This is a genomic window from Nonomuraea sp. NPDC050328 (genome assembly GCF_044459405.1).
Lineage (GTDB): Bacteria > Actinomycetota > Actinomycetes > Streptosporangiales > Streptosporangiaceae > Nonomuraea.
In genome coordinates this window covers 665,473-683,027 of record NZ_JBITIW010000002.1, presented here as the reverse complement: position 1 = coordinate 683,027, position 17,555 = coordinate 665,473, and the positions used below count along the sequence as shown (strand labels likewise).

15 protein-coding genes are annotated in these 17,555 nt (G+C 70.0%); 4 read left to right on the top strand and 11 right to left on the bottom strand.

Annotated features, from left to right (window positions below; genetic code table 11):
- Positions 1–5: 5 nt before the first annotated feature.
- The 3 genes from ACIBG7_RS09340 to ACIBG7_RS09330 all read right to left on the bottom strand — a co-directional run bounded on the left by ACIBG7_RS09340 (position 6) and on the right by ACIBG7_RS09330 (position 4,453).
- Positions 6–1,499, bottom strand: a complete 1,494-nt coding sequence (locus ACIBG7_RS09340; protein ID WP_397335740.1) for a hypothetical protein — start codon at positions 1,497–1,499, stop codon at positions 6–8.
- A gap of 64 nt (positions 1,500–1,563) precedes the next feature.
- Positions 1,564–2,985, bottom strand: a complete 1,422-nt coding sequence (locus ACIBG7_RS09335) for a serine/threonine-protein kinase (RefSeq protein WP_397335739.1) — start codon at positions 2,983–2,985, stop codon at positions 1,564–1,566.
- Positions 2,975–4,453 (bottom strand): protein kinase, encoded by a 1,479-nt coding sequence (locus ACIBG7_RS09330; RefSeq protein WP_397335737.1) that lies wholly within the window; start codon positions 4,451–4,453, stop codon positions 2,975–2,977. The genes ACIBG7_RS09335 and ACIBG7_RS09330 overlap by 11 nt, the downstream gene beginning before the upstream one ends.
- Before the next feature lie 81 nt (positions 4,454–4,534).
- On the opposite strand from ACIBG7_RS09330, the gene ACIBG7_RS09325 reads away from it, so the two are divergent.
- A complete protein-coding gene (locus ACIBG7_RS09325) occupies positions 4,535–6,277 on the top strand; it encodes a DEDD exonuclease domain-containing protein (protein ID WP_397335947.1) in 1,743 nt (580 codons plus the stop codon).
- Positions 6,278–6,308: 31 nt separating this feature from the next.
- Entirely contained in the window at positions 6,309–6,596 is a 288-nt protein-coding gene (locus ACIBG7_RS09320) for an Lrp/AsnC ligand binding domain-containing protein (protein ID WP_357935604.1), read from the top strand.
- Between the two features lie 274 nt (positions 6,597–6,870).
- On the opposite strand, the gene ACIBG7_RS09315 is transcribed toward ACIBG7_RS09320, so the two are convergent.
- From ACIBG7_RS09315 to ACIBG7_RS09300, 4 genes are read right to left on the bottom strand one after another with little or no spacing between them, the layout of a single operon-like run.
- Positions 6,871–8,538 (bottom strand): ubiquinol-cytochrome c reductase cytochrome b subunit, encoded by a 1,668-nt coding sequence (locus tag ACIBG7_RS09315; RefSeq protein ID WP_357935603.1) that lies wholly within the window; start codon positions 8,536–8,538, stop codon positions 6,871–6,873.
- Positions 8,535–9,656, bottom strand: coding sequence for a Rieske 2Fe-2S domain-containing protein (locus ACIBG7_RS09310; protein WP_357935600.1), 1,122 nt, complete (start codon positions 9,654–9,656; stop codon positions 8,535–8,537). The genes ACIBG7_RS09315 and ACIBG7_RS09310 overlap by 4 nt, the downstream gene beginning before the upstream one ends.
- Positions 9,653–10,456, bottom strand: coding sequence for a c-type cytochrome (locus ACIBG7_RS09305; protein WP_357935598.1), 804 nt, complete (start codon positions 10,454–10,456; stop codon positions 9,653–9,655). Before ACIBG7_RS09305 ends, ACIBG7_RS09310 begins: the two co-directional genes overlap by 4 nt.
- A 13-nt stretch (positions 10,457–10,469) precedes the next feature.
- Positions 10,470–11,114 (bottom strand): heme-copper oxidase subunit III, encoded by a 645-nt coding sequence (locus ACIBG7_RS09300; RefSeq protein ID WP_357935595.1) that lies wholly within the window; start codon positions 11,112–11,114, stop codon positions 10,470–10,472.
- 207 nt (positions 11,115–11,321) lie between these two features.
- On the opposite strand from ACIBG7_RS09300, the gene ACIBG7_RS09295 reads away from it, so the two are divergent.
- Both ACIBG7_RS09295 and trpD read left to right on the top strand, forming a co-directional pair.
- Positions 11,322–11,720: a hypothetical protein gene (locus tag ACIBG7_RS09295; RefSeq protein ID WP_357935664.1), complete on the top strand. Its 399-nt coding sequence runs from the start codon at positions 11,322–11,324 to the stop codon at positions 11,718–11,720.
- 8 nt (positions 11,721–11,728) lie between these two features.
- Positions 11,729–12,772 carry an anthranilate phosphoribosyltransferase gene (trpD, locus tag ACIBG7_RS09290; RefSeq protein ID WP_357935592.1) on the top strand — a complete coding sequence of 348 codons (1,044 nt, stop codon included), beginning with the start codon at positions 11,729–11,731 and terminating at the stop codon, positions 12,770–12,772.
- A 435-nt stretch (positions 12,773–13,207) separates the two neighbouring features.
- Here trpD and ACIBG7_RS09285 read toward each other — a convergent pair whose 3' ends face one another.
- The 4 genes from ACIBG7_RS09285 to coxB form a co-directional block, all read right to left on the bottom strand.
- A complete protein-coding gene (locus tag ACIBG7_RS09285) occupies positions 13,208–14,398 on the bottom strand; it encodes an Ig-like domain-containing protein (RefSeq protein WP_357935590.1) in 1,191 nt (396 codons plus the stop codon).
- A 137-nt stretch (positions 14,399–14,535) separates the two neighbouring features.
- On the bottom strand, positions 14,536–14,952 hold the full coding sequence (locus ACIBG7_RS09280; protein WP_357935588.1) for a cytochrome c oxidase subunit 4: 417 nt from the start codon (positions 14,950–14,952) through the stop codon (positions 14,536–14,538).
- Positions 14,949–16,619: a cytochrome c oxidase subunit I gene (ctaD, locus tag ACIBG7_RS09275; RefSeq protein WP_357935585.1), complete on the bottom strand. Its 1,671-nt coding sequence runs from the start codon at positions 16,617–16,619 to the stop codon at positions 14,949–14,951. Before ctaD ends, ACIBG7_RS09280 begins: the two co-directional genes overlap by 4 nt.
- Positions 16,616–17,395, bottom strand: coding sequence for a cytochrome c oxidase subunit II (gene coxB, locus ACIBG7_RS09270; protein ID WP_357935584.1), 780 nt, complete (start codon positions 17,393–17,395; stop codon positions 16,616–16,618). Before coxB ends, ctaD begins: the two co-directional genes overlap by 4 nt.
- Positions 17,396–17,555 lie beyond the last annotated feature (160 nt).

Genomic DNA, 17,555 nt, shown 5'->3' with positions numbered 1-17,555 from the left:
GCGGCTCAGCTCCCGGTGGCCGAGCCTCCGGTCAGGGCGTCGGCGACCGCCCTGGCCACCTGCTTGGCGCCCTCCCCGGTCTCCTGGCGGGTCATCAGCTTCACCTTGGACCCGTTGGTCTTCTCGCCGACCGGCAGATCGGCCCCGGCGTAGGAGACCTCCACGACGACCTCGCCCTGGCGGATCCACAGGCTGGTGCCGCCGTTGAAGACCTCGTTCTTGCGGTCGGCCACGTACTGCAGGAAGGCGGCCTCGCCGTACCCCTTGAGCTCGACCGGCGGCCCCCAGGAGATGTCGCCCGGCTCGAAGTCCTGCATGAGCTTGGCGCTGCCGAACTTCTGGGTGTACAGCCCCTTGGCGGAGGTCGGGTCGGCCTGCCCGGCCCGGTTGGTGAAGGTGTGCAGGGTGATCAGCACGCTGCGGATCTTCTTGCGTCCCTCGCCGCCGGGCAGTTCGAGGTTGAGCCAGCGGCACTCGGTCTGGGTGTCGTTGCCCTGCGCGGTCTGCCGGGTGCGCTTCATCGGCCCGGGGACCAGCGCGGTGGCCGCCTGGTCGGCGGCCTGGCAGGGCGGCGGCATCGCGGCGAGGGTGGTGAAGGTGGGCGTCGGCACCGGCGAGGGCGGGGCGGTGGACGTGGGCGTGGGCGAGGCCTCGGCGACGACGCCGGGGTTGCGGGCCTGCCAGTCGGCCACGCTCTTGGCGACCTGCGTGACCAGCAGGGTGACCTCGCGCAGCGCGTTCTCCTCGGTGATCGACTGGGTGGTCTCGTTGGACAGGATCTGGGCGTCCTTGCGCTGCTGGCTGGCGTCGTACTTGACCTCGACGACCATGTCGCCGAGCCGGGTCCAGGCCTCGCCGTAGGAGTACCAGGTCGTGGTGCCGGAGCGCCGCCAGGTGTACTGGGCGTAGGCGCCCTCGCCCACGCCCGGGATGTCCTTGACCTCGGAGATCTTCTCTCGCTCGTCCGGGTCGAGCTTCGGCTTGGAGGTGGCGCGGAAACGCGCCTGCGTGTAGTCCAGGTCGTAGGAGCGCTGGGCCAGCGCCCGGCCGGTGTCGGCGCCCTCGGCCTTGTACTGCGAGATCGTCACCTCGATCTCGCGCTGGCGCCACCACTCGCCGTAGGAGATGCGGTGGTTCTCCCAGGAGCACTTGAAGATGCCGGCGTACCCGTTGTCCCGTGAGTAGGGGAGGACCTTGGCCTCGGGGACCAGCCGGTCGACCTCCTCCTTGGGCAGCATCGAGCACACCTGGGGCGCGGCGGGCTTGGCCGGGCCGGCCGAGGCCGCCGAGGAGACGGTGGGCTTGATCTCGGTGACCTTCGGCAGCGCACCGGCCGCCGACGTCCTGCCGAAGTAGAGGTAACCGCCGACGCCCGCGCCGAGGAGCACCACGACCGCCGCCGCCACCACCGGCAGGATCCAGGGCCGCCCGGTCCGCACCGGCTGGGTGTACGGCTGGCCCGGCGGCATCCGGTAGGGGTTGGTGGGCGGTTCGGTCACGGGTGCTCCTGGTGTCGCCTGGCAAGACGGTGACCCATGCTAGAAGGGTCTCTTGCAGGATGCTTTAAAGCGCTTTGGATACGTTATGGGCGGCCCGCTGCGCGGCGTCCCGGTCGGCGGGCGTGAGGCTGCCCTTCCGGTACACCTGCATCTGCACCTCGACGAGCAGGTTGCTGACCCGGAAGTACACCGTGCTCGAACCGCGCCAGGTGCGCAGGTTGCGCTCGTCCTGGACGAAGGCGGCCTCGCCGAGTCCGGGCAGGTCGACGACCTCGGAGGTGACCGTGCCGCTCCGCTCGCCGGCCCGGGTGATCCGCGTCGCGCGCTCGCCGGCGAACAGCCGCTGGGCGCGCTGCGGCCCGCTCAGGTCCTCGCCGGGTGCTTGCGGGTACAGCCGCACGACGACCGTCCTGGGCGGCGTGGAGGCGCCCTGGAAGCCCTGCCAGCGGCAGCCCTCGGCGCCCACCATCTCGCGCCGCCCGTCGCCGCCGACCAGTTCCACGGCCTGCTCGTCGGTGAGCAGGCCGCACGGCGCCGGAGCGGCGGCGAACCGGCCCGGCTCCGGGGGCGGGTTGAGCGCGCGGTAGCCGTACCAGCCGCCTAGGGCGAGCACCGGCACCAGCAGCAGGGGCGCCAGCAGCGGCAGGAGCCGGCGGCGGCTCTTCGGCACGGCGACAGGACCGGTGACGGCCCCGGCCAGCCGGGCCCGCACCTGGGCGGCGGCCGGACGGCGTGCGGGGTCCTTGGCCAGCAGGTCCATGATCAGCGAGCCGAGCTCGGGCCCGGCGCGCTGCGGGAAGGGCGGCTCCTGCATGAGCACGGCCGCCGCCACCGCCGCGGTGTGCGGGCGCTCGAACGGCGAGCGGCCCTCGACCGCCGCGTACAGGCTCGCCCCGAGCGACCACAGGTCGGAGGGCGGTCCTGCGGGCAGGCCGTTGAACCGCTCCGGCGCCATGTAGGCGGGCGAGCCGGCGCTGCCGAGGCCGTCGTCGGCGCCGTGCATGGGGGTGGCGATGCCGAAATCGGTCAGCATGGCCGTGCCGTCCAGGTCGAGCAGGATGTTGCCCGGCTTGACGTCCTGGTGCAGCAGGCCGTGCGCGTGCGCGGTCTCCAGCGCCGACAGCACCCGCAGGCCGATTGCCCGCACGTGCTCGGGCGGCAGCGGGCCGTACTCGGCGATCACCTTGTCCAGGGAGCGGCCGGTGGCCAGGTCCATGACGATCCACGGCTGGCCGTGGTCGACGACCACGTCGTGCACCAGCACGATGGCCGGGTCGCGCAGCCGGCCGGCCGCCCGCGCCTCGTCGATGGCCCGGCGGGCGAACGCCTCGCGCCGGGCCGGGTCCTGCGGCATCCGCACCTGCTTGACCGCCACCTCGCGGCCCAGCGTCAGGTCGAAGGCCCGCCAGACGGTGCCCGCCCCGCCCTCGCCGAGGCGCTGGGCCAGCCGGTAGCGCCCGGCCAGCACGGGCGCCTCACCGTGCACGGGTCAGCCCGCGCTCGGTGAGCTGCGCGGCCCGCAGGCCGGTGTCCTTGATGCCCTGGTCGGTGGCCCGGCTGGACAGCGTCGTGTAGTCCACCTTGACCACCAGATTCGCCACGCGGAAGAAGTGCGTCGTGGTGTGCACCCGGCCCTCGGGGCCGGTGAGCTGGAAGGTGAAGGCCTCCTCGCCCAGCCCGCTCAGCCAGGTCAGCGGGCCGCGCTTGGCGTCCACGCCGCCGGCGAGGCCGATCTCGGGCCACGTCCAGCGCAGCTCGGTGCGGCGCTGCCAGGCGCGGTCCTGCGCCGCCATGAGCTGGTGGGCCCGCTCCGGCCGCATGGCCCACGGGCTGGGGGTGTCGGAGTCGTGCTGCACCTGCACCTGGATGCCGGTGTTGGGGATGGTCCAGCCGCAGACCGGGCCCTCCTCGTCGGCGCCGGCGACGCCCGCGGGCGGCTTCGCCGTACCGAGGAGACCGCGCACCTCCTCCACGGTCAGCAGCGTGCACAGGTCCAGCGGCGTGGCGTAGAGCTCGGGCTTGGCCGGCTCACGAGGGATCACCAGGAAGCCGGTGACGGCCAGGGCCACCAGCGCCACCGCCCCGGCGATCAGCAGGGGTCTGGTCCGGCGGGGCCGCCGCGCGGGCTGGGTGACGTCCGGCAGCCGCAGCTCGACCGGCTGCCCGGCGGCGAGCGCGCGCAGGGCGGCCAGCGTGGTCTGGGCGTCGGGCCGGGCGGCCGGGTGCCGGGCCATCATCGCGGCGATCAGCGGCACCCGGGTGGGCGGCGGCGGCGCGGCCAGCGTGGCCCTGATGCGGTCGCCGGGCGGCCCCTCGTAGGCCGAGCGCCCCTCGACCGCGTAGTAGAGCGTCGCGCCCAGCGACCACAGGTCGGCGGCCGGACCGCCGGACTCGCCTTCGAGCCGTTCCGGCGCGATGTAGCCGGGCGAGCCGATCATCGTCCCGGCCTGGGTGAGAGTGACCTGGCCCTCCTGGCGGGCGATGCCGAAGTCGGTGAGCACGACGCGGCCGGAGTCGGTGAGGAAGACGTTGCCCGGCTTGACGTCGCGGTGCTGCAGCCCCCGCGCGTGCGCCGCCGTCAGCGCCTCCAGCACGTCGGCGCCGATGCGGGCGGCGTGCTCGGGCGGCATCGGGCCGAACTGCTGGACCGTCTCCCCCAGCGTGCGCCCGCGCAGCAGCTCCATGACCAGCCACGGGCGGCCGTGCTCCTCGACGACGTCGTGCAACGCCACGATGCCGGGATGGCGCAGGCTCCCGGTCACCTGGGCCTCACGCACCGCCCTGGTCAGCATCTCGGCCCGCAGGGCGTGGTCGAGCCCGTCGGGCAGCGTGAGTTCCTTCACGGCCACGTCCCGGTCGAGCATCTCGTCCCGGGCATGCCAGACCGTCCCCATGCCGCCGCTCCCGAGCTGGCGGATGAGGGTATAGCGCCCGGCTAGGCGTCCCCCAGACATAAAGGGGAGAGTAACGAATAATGCCCCGAAATGAGATCTGAGTCCGCCTCCTCGGGCCGCCAACTGTCGGTCGCGCCTTCTATGGTCTTGGACGTGGACGCGGTTCAAGGCACTCTCGACGAGCTGGGCACCCCCCTCCAGGAGGTGACCTTCGTCGTCTTCGACCTCGAGACGACCGGCGGTTCGCCCGCCGAACACGCCATCACCGAGATCGGGGCGGTGAAGGTGCGCGGCGGCGAGGTGCTCGGCGAGTTCGCCACCCTCGTCGACCCCGGCGGGCCGATCCCGCCGTTCATCTCGGTGCTGACCGGCATCACCGACGCCATGGTCGTGGCCGCGCCGCGCATCGAGTCGGTGCTCCCGGCCTTCCTGGAGTTCATCACCGGCAGCGTGCTGGTCGCGCACAACGCCGGCTTCGACACCGGCTTCATCAAGGCCGCCTGCCAGGCCCACGGCTACCCGCCGCCCAAGAACGCGGTGCTCGACACCGTCGACCTGGCCCGCCGGGTGCTGACCCGCGACGAGATCCCCAACGCCAAGCTCGGCACCCTCGCCCGCTTCTTCCGCAGCTCCACCGAGCCCATCCACCGCGCGCTGCACGACGCCCGCGCCACCGTCGACGTGCTCCACGGGCTGATCGGCCGCTCCGGTTCCTTCCAGGTGCACACCTTCGAGGAGCTCAAGTCCTTCGTCCGCGCGCCCACGCCCGAGCAGCAGCGCAAGCGCCACCTCGCCGAGCACGTGCCGCACGCGCCGGGCGTCTACCTCTTCGAGGACGAGCGCGGCGAGGTGCTCTACATCGGCAAGAGCACCAACCTGCGCAACCGGGTGCGCTCCTACTTCACCGCCAGCGAGACCCGGCCCCGCATCCGCGAGATGATCGGCATCGCCGACCGGGTGCGCCACGTCGTCTGCGCCACCAACCTGGAGGCCGAGGTTCGCGAGTTGCGGCTGATCGGCGGCGCCAAACCCCGCTACAACCGGCGCTCGCGCTTCCCGGAGAAGGTCGTCTGGCTCAAGCTCACCGACGAGCCCTTCCCGCGGCTGTCCATCGTGCGCGAGCTGCGCGCCGACGACGGCACCTACCTCGGCCCCTTCTCCTCCCAGCGGGCCGCCGACGACGCCCGCACGGCCCTGTACGACGCCGTGCCGCTGCGCCAGTGCACCGAGCGCATCTCGCTGACCACCCGCCGCCCCGCGTGCGCCCTGTACGAGATGGGGCGGTGCGGGGCGCCCTGCGCCGGGCTCGAGTCCAGCGCCGACTACTCCGTCCACGCCGAGCTGGCCCGCCGCGCCATGCTCACCGACGTCGGCCCGGTCTACTCGGCCATCTCGGCGCGCATGGAACGCCTGTCGGTCGAGCAGCGCTACGAGGAGGCCTCCGTCGACCGCGACCGGCTGGCCGTCTTCGTCCGCGCCGCCGCCCGCATGCAGCGCCTCAGCTCCCTCACCCGCCTGCCCCACCTCGTCGCCGCCTCCCCCGCCTTCGACGGCGGCTGGGACCTGCACGTCATCCGGTACGGCAGGCTGGCCGCGGCCGGCGTGATGCCCCGCGGCGCCCACCCCACCCCCTTCGTCGAGTCCCTCGTCACCTCCGCCGAGCAGGTCCAGCCCGGCCCCGGCCCGGTCCACGCCGCCAGCGCCGAGGAGACCGAGTGCATCCTGCGCTGGCTCGAATCGCCCGGCGTCCGGCTCGTCCAGGTCGACGGCGACTGGACCCTCCCCGTCCACGGTGCCGCCCGCGTCAAGGCCCGCATCGAACAGGCCTACCGTGGCCTCGACCTGGACCGCTCCCGCTCCCGCGAAGGCCGCCCGCTGCGCTGAGCCGGCCGGGGCGAGGCGCTACAGTGGGCCCATGGTCACGGCAATCGTTCACATCAGCGCCGAGGTGGATCGCATTCCGGAGGTCGCCCAGACGATCGCCGAGATCTCCGGCGTCAGCGAGGTCTACTCGATCACCGGGGAGTACGACCTGCTCGCGATGGTGCGGGTGCCCAACTACGAGCAGATCGCCGAGGTCATCCCGGGGCGGATCAACAAGGTGCCCGGCGTGCTCGCCACCGAGACGCACATCGCCTTCCGCGCCTACTCCAAGCACGACCTCGACGCCGCCTTCTCCATCGGCCTCACCGAAGCCGACTAGCCTCCCGCTTCCTCTGAACCGAAGCCGGCCAGCCTCCTACGGCCCCGGCTGGTTCCTCCGAACCGGAGCCGACCAGCCTCCCCCGGCCCGCCCGGTTCCTCCGAACCCGCCGGCGGTCGGGAGGGCTCCGCCGTACAGGTGGGTGGTCGAGAGCCCTGGGAGCACGCTGGAGGGCGAGCCCAGCAGGACCCCACCATGCCCCACCTACGCCGCCTCCCCTCGAGAACACGAAAAGGCCCGGACGGAAACCCGTCCGGGCCTTTCCTTCACCCCGCTAGTGGGTGATCGACTTGTCGTCGCTGTCGGTGCCGATGGCGGCGTGCCCGTCGTCGTGACCGTGCCCGTCACCGTGCCCGTGGCCGTCGTCGAGCGGGATCTTCTCCCCGCCGTAGGCCTTGGACATCCGCCCGCGCAGCTTGCCGAGCGGTCCACGCATGCCCTTCGGCGGGATGCCCGCCTGGTCGGCGTCGACGTCGACGGTCGGGACCGCCGACTTGCCCCGCAGGTGCGCCTCGATGTCCTCCGACGGCGGCGTGTGGACCTCGATGAACTCACCGTGCGGCAGGCGCTTGATGACGCCCGACTCCACGCCGTGCCCGATGATCGCGGCGTCGGAACGCTGCAGGCCGAGGCAGACGCGGTAGGTGATGATGTAGGCGAGCACCGGCACCAGGAAGACCGCGACGCGGCCCACGTAGGTGGTCCAGTTGAGGCTCACCTGGAAGTTCGCCGCGAGCTCGTCGTTGGCGCCCAGCAGCCACAGCACACCGTAGAAGCTGATCGCGGCCATGCCGATCGAGGTGCGGTGCGGGTTGTTGCGCGGCCGGTCGGCGACGTGGTGCTCGCGCCGGTCGCCGGTGACCCACTGCTCGATGAACGGGTAGAGGGCCAGGCCGGTCATGATGATGCCCATCGGGACCAGCGCCGGGATGATCACGCTCATCGGCAGCGTGCCCCACATGGAGGTGCCGCCCAGGTTCATCTCCCAGGGCACCATGAGGCGCAGCGAGCCTTCGAGGAAGCCCATGTACCAGTCGGGCTGCGAACCGGCCGAGATGTCGGCCGGGTTGTAGGGCCCGAAGATCCAGATGGGGTTGATCTGGGCGAAGGTCGCCAGACCCGCGATCACCGCGAAGGTGAACAGGAAGTACGCGCCGGCCTTGAGCATGAAGGCCGGGTAGAACGGCGCGCCGACCACGTTCTGGTTCGTCCGGCCCTTGCCGGGCATCTGGGTGTGCTTCTGCACCCACATGAGGACCATGTGAGCCGAGACCAGCGCCAGGATGATGCCCGGGATGAGCAGGATGTGCAGCGAGTAGAACCGGGCGATGACATCCTCACCCGGGTATTCACCGCCGAACAGGAAGAACGTGATGTACGTGCCGACGATCGGCAGCGAGATCGCCACGCCCTCGGTGATGCGCAGACCGGCGCCGGACAGCAGGTCGTCGGGGAGCGAGTAGCCCGTCAGACCCTCGGCCAGAGCCAGGGTGAGCAGGAGCACACCGATGATCCAGTTGATCTCGCGCGGCTTGCGGTAGGCACCCGTGAAGAACACGCGGAGCATGTGAACCGTCATGCCGGCGACGAACAGCAGCGCGGCCCAGTGGTGCATCTGCCGCATGAGCAGACCGCCGCGGACCTCGAAGCTGAGCTCCAGCGCCGAGGCGTACGCCTCGGACATCATGACGCCCTTGAGCGGGGCGTACGGGCCGTCGTAGATCACGTGGCCCATGCCCGGCTGGAACCAGAACGTCAGGAAGGTTCCGGTGAGCAGCAGGATCACGAAGGAGTACAGCGCGATCTCGCCCAGCAGGAACGACCAGTGGTCGGGGAAGACCTTGCGCAGGTTGCGCTTCATGAACTGCCCCGCGCCCAGCCGCTCGTCGAGCCAGTTGGACGTGCCGGCGATCGGCTTCGGGACGGTGGTGATGTCGCTCATGCCTTGCCTCCTTCCCGGGCCAGCTGCTCGGCGTCGCCGCGCTCCCAGTAGCTGGGGCCGACCGGGACCGCGAAGTCGCCCTGCGCGATGAGGTAGCCCTCACCGTCAACGGTGATGGGCAGCTGCGGCAGCGGCCGGGCGGCCGGACCGAAGATGACCTTGGCGCCGTCGGCGGCGTCGAAGGTCGACTGGTGGCAGGGGCACAGGATGTGGTGCGTGGTCTGCTCGTACAGGGCCGCGGGGCAGCCGACGTGCGTGCAGATCTTGGAGTACGCCACGATCCCGTCGACGGTCCAGTTCTTGTTCACGCCCGCCTTGAGCTCTTCGGGACGGAACTTGATCAGGATCAGCGTCGCCTTGGCCAGGGCGTTGAGGTCGTGCTCGTAGCCTTCGGGCACGACCGACAGGATGCCGCCGGGCGAGTTGAAGTCGGCCGCCCGGATGCGCTGCGGCGGGTTGGTGCCCTCGACGACCAGGTGGAGGTTGGTGCCCTCCTTGGTCTTGGCACCCCACACCGTGTGCCGCAGCTCCTTGTGGAACTGCGAGGCCGGCTTGTCGGTGTTGTTGTCCAGGTCACGCAGCAGGACCAGAGGAAGCAGGCCCAGCGGCGCCGAGGCCAGCAGCAGGGTACGGCGGAGCAGCTTGCGCTTGACGAAGCCGCTCTCGCGCGCGCCCTGCACGAAGGTGTCGGCCACGTACTCGCGGGTGCCGGCCTCGGTCGCCATCTCGTGGCGCTCCTGGACCAGGTTGTACTTGGGCATGAGCCCGCGCACCCAGACCACGATGCCGACGGCCAGGCCCAGCAGGGCCAGGGTCAGCGTGCCGCCCAGCGCGAAGTTGGACACGCCGGTGCTGTCGATGTCGCCGACCTGGAAGACCACGTAGGACACCAGGAAGCCGATGGCGGCCAGGAAGGTGATCGTGAAGCAGAGCGCCACGATCTTCTCGGCCTTACGGGCCTTGGCCTCGTCCGGCAGGATGACGCCGGGAACGTCGGCGTCCTCCTCCTGCTGCTGCGCCGTGGCGCCGAGCATCGAGGTGCCCGGCGCTGGGGTGCCGATGACGCGCTTGGGTACGCGACTCTCCGGCTGCTCGATCTCGTGCTCGTTGTCTGTCATGACTTTCGCTTCTTCGCGGTGATCCAGATGGCGGCCAGGCAGAGGGCGGCAATGCCTACGATCCACGCGACGAGGCCTTCTGTCACGGGGCCGATGCGCCCGAGGCCGAAGCCTCCGGGGTCCTTCTGCTCACGGACGGTCTTGACATAGGCGACGATGTCGCGCTTCTCCTCAGGCCGGATGGTGGTGTCGTTGAACACCGGCATGGCCTGCGGGCCCGTCACCATGGCCTCGTAGATCTGCTTCTCCGAGGAGTGGTTGAGACTCGGCGCGTACTTGCCCAGGGTCAGCGCGCCACCGGCGCCCGCCCAGTTGTGGCACTGGATGCAGTTGGCGCGGAAGAGCTCGCCACCACGTGCCGGGTTGCCCTGCGAGGCGTCCGTCCACTTGGCCTCGGGCACGGTCGGCCCGCCGCCGAGCGACTGCACGTAGGCGCCCAGGGCGGCGATCTTCTCCTCGGTCACCCACTTGGCCACCGGCTTGCGCGGGGCCTGGGCGCCGGGGTTGGCGGCCGGCATGCGGCCGGAGCTCACCTGGAAGTCGACCGCGGCCGCGCCGACGCCCACGAGCGTCGGGCCGGTCGAGGTGCCCTCGGCGTTGAGGCCGTGGCAGCTCGAGCAGTGCGCCTGGAAGAGCGACTTGCCCTCGGCCACCGGGTCCTGGCTGGTCGCGAGCGTGGCCTCGGCCGGACGCGAGAACTTGGCGATCGCGGTGTAGCCCACACCGAAAATCGCCAAGGCGAAGATCAGGACGGCGTATCTCGCGAGGGGATGCCGCCGTCGAGCGGTGATCCTAGTCACAGAGATCCCGTCCCTATCGAATGATGTAGATGGTCGCGAAAAGACCGATCCAGACGACGTCTACGAAGTGCCAGTAGTAGGACACGACGATCGCGCTGGTGGCCTGCTCATGCGTAAAGCGCTTCGCGGCGTACGTGCGTCCCAGCATGAACAGGAACGCGATCAGGCCACCGGTCACGTGCAGGCCGTGGAAGCCCGTCGTCAGGTAGAACACCGAGGTGTAGGCGTTCGCGGACAGCGTCGCGCCCTCGTGCGCCAGCTCCATGTACTCGTAGATCTGACCGGCGACGAAGACCGCGCCCATCAGGAAGCTGACGATGTACCAGAAACGGAGCTTGCCGACCTGCCCCTTCTCCGCGGCCCACACGCCGAGCTGGCATGTCACGGAGGACAGGACCAGGATGATCGTGTTGGCCGTCGCGAACGGGATGTTCAGGTGAGCGGTGCCCTTGACGCCCTCGGGCGGAAGCGAGGGCTCCCACGAGAAGCCCTCGCCGACACTCACCGACCGGATGGTGAAGTACATCGCGAACAGCGCCGCGAAGAACATGAGCTCAGAGGACAGCCACACGATCGTCCCCACGCTGACCAGGTTCGGCCGGCGCGACGAGTGTGCTGTCGTCGAAGTTATTGCGGATGCTGTCGCCACGGGCAGCATTATTGCGGTTCCCATGGTCGGGTCGCCCCTCGACCCCCCGATAGGGACAACATAGGTCCCACCAAGCAGGGATTTTGGGAATAATTCCCCCACCGGCGCCGCCGCCCTCGGTACCTGCGCAGGCCGACCGGTACGATCCTGTCTGACCATACAAGCTTCGACCGATAGTGAGCCCGTGACGTGAGCAGCGCTACCGCCAACGACACGATGAGGGTCCTCGTGTACAGCGACGACGCCAACACCCGGGAGAAGGTGCGCCTGGCGATCGGCCGGCGGCCCGCCGCCGACGTCCCCCTCGTGGAGATCGTGGAGTGCGCCACCGAGCCCAAGGTCCACCAGTGGCTGGCCTCGGGCGAGATCGACGTGGCCGTGCTCGACGGCGAGACCCAGCCGGCCGGCGGCATGGGCGTCTCCAAGCAGGCCAAGGACGAGGTCTACGACTGCCCGCCGATCTGCCTCATCATCGCCCGCCGCGACGACCGCTGGCTGGCCGACTGGTCCAAGGCCGACGCGGTCGTCCCGCAGCCGATCGAGCCGGTCGCGCTGGCCGACGCCGTGGCCGGCCTGATGCGCCGGCGCGCCGCCTCCCGACTCAACGCGAAGTAGGTACCGCCATGGACTCCCGCACCACCTGGCCCGCCCTGCTGTCCGCCCTGCTCGCCGGTGAGCATCTCACCGCGGACGAGACGGCCTGGGCGATGCGGGAGATCATGTCCGGTACGGCGACGCCGGCGCAGATCGCGGGCTTCGCGATCGCGCTGCGCGCCAAGGGCGAGACGGTGGCCGAGGTCACCGGCCTGGCCCGCACCATGCTCGAACTGGCCACTCCACTGCACGTGCGCGGGCCCGTGGTCGACGTGGTCGGCACCGGCGGCGACCGCGCGCACACCGTCAACGTCTCCACCATGGCCGCCATCGTGGCCGCCGCCGCGGGCGCCAAGGTCGTCAAGCACGGCAACCGGGCCGCCTCCTCCTCGTGCGGCGCCGCCGACGTGCTGGAGCACCTCGGCATCGTGCTCGACCTGACCCCCGAGCAGACCACGCGGGTGGCCGACGAGGCGGGCATCGCGTTCTGCTTCGCGCCGGTCTACCACCCCGCGCTGCGCTTCGCCGGGCCGCCGCGCAAGGAGATCGGCGTGCCGACGGTCTTCAACTTCCTCGGGCCGCTCACCAACCCCGCCCGGCCGGCGGCGCAGGCCATCGGGGTGTACGACCCGGGCATGCTGCCCGTGCTGGCCGGGGTGTTCGCCGAGCGCGGCGTGTCGGCGCTGGTGTTCCGCGGGGACGACGGGCTGGACGAGCTGACCATCGCGACCACGTCCACGGTGTGGGTGGTGAGCGAGGGGTCGGCCACGCAGACGGTGTTCGACCCGGCGGTGCTGGGGATCGCCCGGGCGGACGTGGGGGCCTTGCGGGGCGGGGACGTGGAGTTCAACTCGCAGGCCGTGCACGACCTGGTGCGGGGGAAGCACGGGCCGGTGCGGGACGCGGTGCTGTTGAACGCGGCTGCGGCGCTGGTGGCGCTGGACGGGGCCGGGGATGACCTGGACTCGGCGATGATCGACGGGTATGCGCGGGCGGTTCAGGCGGTTGACTCGGGGCGGGCGGCTGCGACGCTGGATCGGTGGATCGAGGTCAGTCGGTCGCTTCGGCGGTAAGCCGGGGGGTGCTCGCCGCATTGGGCCATCTCCGACGGCGGCTGGCCTCTTCACAGGGGCATGATCCTCGGCTGGGGTGCTCGCCGCACTGGTGGACGCTGGCCGTGGGGGGTGGCCGTGGCGGTGGGGGGCCGTTAGCCGCGGTTCTGGGGGGTGCCCGCCCTTAGGGCGGGCTGGGTAATAAGAGGTCGTAGTCGTGTAAGGCTCCGGGCCCCGCTAATAAGGCGAGTGGGCCCGAGGCGGCCGTCGCTTCGGCCACTTCCCCGCTCTGTCCCGATGAGGCCTCAGGCGCGGCCTGAGCCCCGTCGGGAGCCTCCGCGTCGCCGTACCCGAACCAGGTACGGCCTACGCTCGCCGTCCCCCGGAGGGGGAACGCGCGGCGGGCGACGGCGCAGCGGCCGGGCAGGCCGGTGCGGACGCCACCGCAGGAGCGCGTCAGGCGAGCGGGTCGGTGCCGAAGGACTTGGTGGTGCTCCACTTGAGCCACTGCTTCCAGTCCTCCTGCCAGTGCCCCCAACCATTGGTCGGCTCCAACTTACGCGGTGAACCCGTGATGATGATCGGGTCTCCGATCAAAGTGTTCCTAATGAACCACGAGGCGTTCGATGGGCTGACGTTGACGCAGCCGTGACTGACGTTCGCGTAGCCCTGGGAGCCGACCGACCACGGGGCGCTGTGCACGTACTCGCCGGAGCTGGAGATGCGCACGGTGTTGTAGACGGTCTTGCGGTAGTAGCCGGGCTGGCCGGGGCCGATGCCGGGCGAGATCATGATGGTGACGGGCTCGCGCGACATGGCCAGGTGCACGCCGGAGGTCGTGTAGTACTTCCAGGTGCCGCCCTGGCCGGCGCTCATCGGGATCTGCCGGATGACCTTGCCGTTGCGGCGCACGGTCAGGTGGTGGGTGTCGGTGCTGCCCTTGGTGATCTGCTCGCGGCCGATCTTGAAGTCGAGCACGTGGTCGCGCTTGCCGTACACGCCCTCGGCGCCCCTGACGCCGGCCAGGCGGGCCTCCAGGTGGACCTTGGTGTGCGCGGGCCAGTAGGTCTTGGGCCGGAAGTCGAGGTGGCGGTCGTCGAACCAGTGCCAGGCGCCCTCGATGGGCTTGGAGGTGCGCAGGTGCAGCGCGGCCTCGACGGCGACGCGGTCGGTGACGTCCCGGGTGAACTCGATCATGATCGGCATGCCGACGCCGACGGTGAGGTCGGTGTCGTTCTTGTTGGGGAGCATGCGCTCGATGTCGAAGGTGCGCTCGGCCTTGACCGTGCTGAACGTGCTGGTCGTCTGCGTGGTGGCGCCCTTGGCGTTGGCCGCGGTCGCGGTGACGGTGTAGGTCGTGCCGGGCCTGGCCAGGCGGGTGCTGCGCCAGCGGGTACCGTCGGCGCTGATCGCGCCGGGCAGCTCGCCGCCCGCGTGCCGTACCTTCACGCTCTTGAGCGTGCCGCCGCTGGCGCCGACGACCACGAGCTGGTCGGTCGGCAGGTTCTTGGCCTTGTCGGACGGGAAGACGGTCAGCTTCGCCTCGGCGACCGCCGGGGCCGCGCTCCCCGCCTCGTCGGCGGCGCTGACCGCCGAGCAGGCGACCAGCGAGGACAGGGCCAGCAGGCCGACCGAGCCGCGCACCATGGGTACTCCCCTACCGAAAGATCCAGCTTGACACCTTCTTACTACCCTCAGTGATCGTCCGGCCACAGCTTCGCTGCGGTAAAAACACGAAAAAGCGGGTGCCCCGGGAGGGGACACCCGCTTTGTCCGTTCAGTACTCAGTGGGCGAAGTGGCCCCGGTAGTACTGGAAGACGAAGCCGACCATCGCCATGATCACGAAGGCCGTGCCGATCATGAACATCCACAGGCCCACCGCGAAGCCGGCGAAGGCGAAGGCCGCCGCCAGGCAGACGAACAGCGGCCACCAGCTGCTCGGGCTGAAGAAGCCGATCTCACCGGCGCCCTCGCTGATGTCGGCCATCTTGTTGTCCTCCGGCTGGTCGCCGATGCGACGAGCGGTGAACATCAGGTAGTAGCCGATCATGAACGCGAAGCCGACCGAGATCGCCATGGCCGTCGTGCCGACCGGCTCGCCGACGCCGTTGTTCTCGGCCTTCGTCCAGAACCAGTAGGCCACGTCCACGGCGGCGAAGAACAGGCCGCAGAGCAGGAACAGCCAACCCTGAACCTTCATCGGACCTCACCCTCCACAGCGGGGCGCTTGGCGGAAACGTGCGGGTAGTGCAGGTCGAACGCGGGGCGCTCAGAACGGATCTGCGGCAGCGAGGTGAAGTTGTGCCGCGGCGGCGGGCAGGAGGTCGCCCACTCCAGCGATCCGCCGTAGCCCCACGGGTCGTCGACCGTGACCTTCGGCGCCGACCGCCAGGTCTTCCACACGTTGTAGAAGAACGGAAGCGTCGAGGCGCCGAGCAGGAAGGCGCCCACCGAGGAGAACAGGTTGAGCGAGGTGAAGTTGTCGATCGCGCTGTAGTCGGCGTAGCGGCGCGGGAAGCCCGCGGCGCCGAGCCAGTGCTGCACCAGGAAGGTGGCGTGGAAGCCGATGAACAGCAGCCAGAAGTGCAGCTTGCCCAGCGTGTCGTTGAGCATCTTGCCGGTGAACTTGGGCCACCAGAAGTAGAAGCCCGCGAACATCGCGAACACCACGGTGCCGAAGACCACGTAGTGGAAGTGGGCGACGACGAAGTAGGAGTCGGAGAGCTGGAAGTCCAGCGGCGGCGAGGCCAGGATGACGCCGGTCAGGCCGCCCAGGAGGAAGGTGATGAGGAAGCCCACCGAGAACAGCATCGGCGACTGGAACGACAGGTGGCCGCGCCACATGGTGCCGATCCAGTTGAAGAACTTCACACCCGTCGGGACGGCGATCAGGAAGGTCATGAAGCTGAAGAACGGCAACAGGACCTGGCCGGTGGCGTACATGTGGTGCGCCCAGACGGTGATCGACAGACCCGCGATGGCGATGGTCGCGCCGACCAGGCCGATGTAGCCGAAGATCGGCTTACGGCTGAAGACCGGCAGGATCTCCGTCACGATGCCGAAGAACGGCAGCGCGATGATGTACACCTCGGGGTGGCCGAAGAACCAGAACAGGTGCTGCCAGAGCATCGCCCCGCCGGTGGCGGAGTCGAAGATGTGCGTGCCGAGCTTGCGGTCGGCCTCCAGCGCCAGCAGCGCGGCGGCCAGCACCGGGAAGGCCATGAGCACGAGCATCGAGGTCAGCAGGACGTTCCAGGTGAAGATCGACATCCGGAACATCGTCATGCCGGGCGCGCGCATGCAGATGATCGTGGTGATGAAGTTCACCGAGCCGAGGATCGTGCCGAGGCCGGACAGCGCCAGACCCATGATCCACAGGTCGCCGCCGATGCCGGGCGAGTAGATCGCGTCCGACAGCGGGGCGTAGGCGAACCAGCCGAAGCTGGCCGCGCCGCCCGGGGTGAAGAAGCCGGAGACCGCGATGATGCTGCCGAACAGGTAGAGCCAGTAGCTCACCATGTTCAGCCGCGGGAAGGCGACGTCGGGGGCGCCGATCTGCAGCGGCATGAGCTCGTTGGCGAAGCCGGCGAACAGCGGCGTCGCGAACATCAGCAGCATGATCGTGCCGTGCATGGTGAACAGCTGGTTGAACTGCTCGTTGCTGACGAACTGCAGTCCGGGACCCGCCAGCTCCGCTCGCATGATCAGCGCCATGACGCCGCCGATCAGGAAGAAGATGAACGAGGTGATGAGGTACAGGTGGCCGATGATCTTGTGGTCGGTCGACGACAGCCACTTGGCGATCGTCTTCCCCTTGCTGGTCGGCCGGACCGGCACGGAGGTGATGGGGTGCTGGATGGCGGTCACTGGGCGCTCCCGGCCTGGGTCGCGAGGTACTGGTCAAACTCCTGCTTGGACACGAGCTTGACGTTGAAGAGCATCCGGCTGTGGTCGGTGCCGCAGAGCTCGGCGCACCGGCCCGCGTAGACGCCCGGCTTGTCCAGGGTGGTGACCTCGAAGCGGTTCTTCTCCGGCTTGATGCCGGGGATCACGTCACGCTTGAACAGGAAGGCCGGCACCCAGAACGAGTGGATCACGTCGGGCGACTCGAGCTGGAACTCGACCTTCTGGCCGACGGGCAGCACGAGCTGCGGGCCCTGGCGGTAGTCGCTCACCGGCTTGCCCATGACGACCGACTTCTTGCCACCGGAGTCGGTGGTGAAGCGCCAGCTCCACTGGACGGCCTCGACCTTCACCTTCACCGTGGCGTTGCCCTCGACCCTCATCAGGGCGTTCTGGTCGCGCGCGGTGAAGTAGAAGAACACCGAGACCATGACCAGCGGCACGAGGGTGTAGAAGATCTCGATCGGCAGGTTGTAGCGCACCTGGGGCGGCAGCGCGGAGGAGTTCTTCCGCCTCCGGTGGAAGAGGCACGCCCAGATGATCAGCAAGATCACGACGAGGCCGGTGGCCAGCGCGGCGATCCACGCGCCGTCCCAGAGGGACTTGACGATGCCGCCCTCCGCCGTGATGCGGTCCGGCGGCAGGAAGCTCTGCCCGGCGGAGTCGCTCAGGAACGGCTGCTCTTCACTACTACACGCCGTCGCGAGGACCAGCGGCAACGCCAAAGCGGCGGCGCTCATCACTCCACGCCGGGCCCACGGACGCCGCATCGAACGGCGGGTCGGACTCACGGATCGCCTACCCCACAGATGAAGCCCAGGAGTCGCTCCTGGGTGCTCGTATTTCCATATGCACAGCTTGATTGCAGACACATTAGCGCTAGGGCCCCCCGGCCTCCCG

Bases quoted from the DNA above. Each gene is read 5' to 3' on its own strand.
- ACIBG7_RS09330 (WP_397335737.1), bottom strand. From the start codon at position 4,453: ATGTCTGGGGGACGCCTAGCCGGGCGCTATACCCTCATCCGCCAGCTC.
- ACIBG7_RS09325 (WP_397335947.1), top strand. From the start codon at position 4,535: ATGGTCTTGGACGTGGACGCGGTTCAAGGCACTCTCGACGAGCTGGGC.
- ACIBG7_RS09320 (WP_357935604.1), top strand. From the start codon at position 6,309: ATGGTCACGGCAATCGTTCACATCAGCGCCGAGGTGGATCGCATTCCG.
- ACIBG7_RS09315 (WP_357935603.1), bottom strand. From the start codon at position 8,538: ATGAGCGACATCACCACCGTCCCGAAGCCGATCGCCGGCACGTCCAAC.
- ACIBG7_RS09310 (WP_357935600.1), bottom strand. From the start codon at position 9,656: ATGACAGACAACGAGCACGAGATCGAGCAGCCGGAGAGTCGCGTACCC.
- ACIBG7_RS09300 (WP_357935595.1), bottom strand. From the start codon at position 11,114: ATGCTGCCCGTGGCGACAGCATCCGCAATAACTTCGACGACAGCACAC.
- ACIBG7_RS09295 (WP_357935664.1), top strand. From the start codon at position 11,322: ATGAGGGTCCTCGTGTACAGCGACGACGCCAACACCCGGGAGAAGGTG.
- trpD (WP_357935592.1), top strand. From the start codon at position 11,729: ATGGACTCCCGCACCACCTGGCCCGCCCTGCTGTCCGCCCTGCTCGCC.
- ACIBG7_RS09285 (WP_357935590.1), bottom strand. From the start codon at position 14,398: ATGGTGCGCGGCTCGGTCGGCCTGCTGGCCCTGTCCTCGCTGGTCGCC.
- ACIBG7_RS09280 (WP_357935588.1), bottom strand. From the start codon at position 14,952: ATGAAGGTTCAGGGTTGGCTGTTCCTGCTCTGCGGCCTGTTCTTCGCC.
- coxB (WP_357935584.1), bottom strand. From the start codon at position 17,395: ATGAGCGCCGCCGCTTTGGCGTTGCCGCTGGTCCTCGCGACGGCGTGT.